This is a genomic window from Streptomyces durbertensis, from assembly GCF_014156695.1.
In the GTDB taxonomy this organism is placed as follows: Bacteria; Actinomycetota; Actinomycetes; order Streptomycetales; family Streptomycetaceae; genus Streptomyces; species Streptomyces durbertensis.
Genome location: NZ_WMLF01000789.1, coordinates 1 through 1219, shown reverse-complemented (window position 1 = coordinate 1219; position 1219 = coordinate 1). Strand labels below are relative to the sequence as shown.

Sequence of the window (1219 nt, the reverse complement as noted above, 5' to 3'; positions counted from 1 at the left end):
TATAAGAGACAGCCCCCACCCTGGTGGACACCCCCGCGCCCGCGCCGGCGCCCGCCGCCGGCGAGCCCGCCGCGCCCGGCCCGCTCTACGTCGTCGGCGACGTGCACGGCTACCTCGACGAGCTGCGCGCCGCCCTGTTCGAGGCGGGCCTCGTCGACCAGGCCGGGCACTGGGCCGCCGGCAGCAGCCGCCTGTGGTTCCTCGGCGACTTCACCGACCGGGGCCCGGACGGCATCGGCGTCATCGACCTCGTCATGCAGCTCTCCGCCGAGGCCGCCGCCGCCGGCGGCTACTGCAAGGCCCTGCTCGGCAACCACGAGCTGCTGCTCCTCGGCGCCCAGCGCTTCGGCGACACCCCGGTGAACTCGGGCGCCGGCACGGCCTCCTTCCAGGCCGCCTGGCTGCTCAACGGCGGGCAGCGGGGCGACATGGAACGCCTCCAGGAGCACCACGTCCGCTGGATGTCCCGGCTCGACGCGATGGCCGTCGAGGACGGCCACCTGCTGCTGCACTCCGACTGCGCCGCCTACCTGGAGTACGGCGACACCATCGAGGCGGTCAACGACGCCATCACCGCCGCGCTCGACGAGCGCGACGCCGACGTCACCTGGGACCTGTTCCGCAAGTTCACCAAGCGCTTCGCGTTCCGCGACGAGGCGGGCCCGCAGACCGCCCGCGAACTCCTCGACACCTTCGGCGGCGACCGTGTCGTCCACGGCCACAGCCCCATCCCCTACCTGCTCGGCGAGGTCGCCGGCGAGGAGGCGGACCGCGACGGGGAGGACGGCGCCCAGGTCAGCGGGCCCTACGTCTACGCCGACCGGCTGGCGATCGCCATGGACGGCGGCGTCACGATGGCCGGAAAACTACTCATCGCACAACTCCCCCTGGTGACGGAACCACAGAATCCCGTGCCCGCCGCTTGACGCGCTCGCGGAGCGGGCAGGCGTACGGTGGGTGGTCGTGCGGCCCGAAAGCCGGAGACAGCCGGGGAAGGCCGGAGAATGCCGGAGAACCTGCCGCACGGTGAAGCACGCGATCGTGGCGGACGGTGGGGCGACGGTCGTGCCGGCCCGCGTACGGAGTTCACCGGGGTGAGCAATTTCGACAACACCCTGTCACCTGCCGCGGGAAGAGTTCTAACATCAGTCCAGCCGCACACCCGCTGACGATCGATCACCACCGGACGCGCGGCCACCCACCACCCCTGAGGCAGGGG

General features: G+C 72.2%; 1 pseudogene. It reads left to right on the top strand.

Features of this window, described 5'->3' with window-relative positions:
- Positions 1–32: 32 nt before the first annotated feature.
- Positions 33–926 (top strand): annotated as a pseudogene (locus tag GL263_RS26835) (metallophosphoesterase); the annotation flags it as partial.
- Positions 927–1219: the final 293 nt, after the last annotated feature.